Consider the following 1125-nt stretch of genomic DNA (forward strand, 5'->3'; position numbering starts at 1 on the left):
CGAAGACCTTCTTCGATAGCGATTGGAGTAATCAATTCGATTTCCATTGTTACGTTATCGCCAGGCATACACATTTCTACACCTTCAGGAAGGTTTACAACACCTGTTACGTCTGTTGTACGGAAGTAGAATTGTGGACGGTAGTTGGAGAAGAATGGAGTATGACGGCCACCTTCTTCTTTAGTCAATACGTATACTTCTGCTTTGAATTTTGTGTGTGGGTTGATGGAACCTGGTTTAGCCAATACTTGACCACGTTCGATGTCTTTACGGTCAACACCACGAAGCAATGCACCTACGTTGTCACCTGCTACTGCAGAATCCAACACTTTACGGAACATTTCAAGACCAGTTACTACGTATTGTTCAGCTTTTTCTTTCAAGCCTACTACTTCAACTGTATCACCAACGTTTACTTGACCACGTTCAACACGGCCAGTTGCTACTGTACCACGACCAGTGATTGTGAAAACGTCTTCCACAGGCATCAAGAAAGGTTTATCAGTGTCACGAACTGGTGTTGGGATGTAGGAGTCTACAGCATCCATCAATTCGTCAATTTTAGCTACATATTGAGCGTCGCCTTCCAAAGCTTTCAATGCGGAACCTACAACGATAGGTACTTCGTCGCCAGGGAATTCGTAGGAAGAAAGAAGTTCACGAACTTCCATTTCTACCAATTCGATCAATTCTTCATCGTCAACCATGTCAGCTTTGTTCAAGAATACTACGATTGCAGGAACACCAACTTGGCGAGCCAACAAGATGTGTTCGCGAGTTTGAGGCATAGGGCCGTCAGCTGCGGATACAACCAAGATAGCGCCGTCCATTTGAGCCGCACCAGTAATCATGTTTTTAACATAGTCAGCATGGCCTGGGCAGTCAACGTGTGCATAGTGACGGTTAGCAGTTTCATACTCAACGTGTGCAGTGTTGATTGTGATACCGCGTTCACGTTCTTCTGGAGCTTTATCGATCATGCTGTAATCTTGGAAGTCAGCTTGACCTTTTTCAGCCAATACTTTAGTGATTGCAGCAGTCAAAGTAGTTTTACCATGGTCAACGTGACCGATTGTACCGATGTTAACATGCGGTTTCGTACGTTCAAATTTTTCTTTTGCCATT

At 44.2% G+C, this 1125-nt stretch carries 1 protein-coding gene; it reads right to left on the reverse strand.

Annotated features, from left to right (window positions below; all coding sequences use genetic code 11):
• The coding region (gene tuf, locus E7L28_RS09790) for an elongation factor Tu (RefSeq protein WP_128114531.1) at positions 1–1124 on the reverse strand (1124 nt) is incomplete at its 3' end.
• Between the last annotated feature and the right edge of the window lies 1 nt (position 1125).

Origin of the sequence: Veillonella parvula (assembly GCF_032575955.1) — a bacterium.
Classification (GTDB): Bacteria; Bacillota; Negativicutes; order Veillonellales; family Veillonellaceae; genus Veillonella; species Veillonella parvula_J.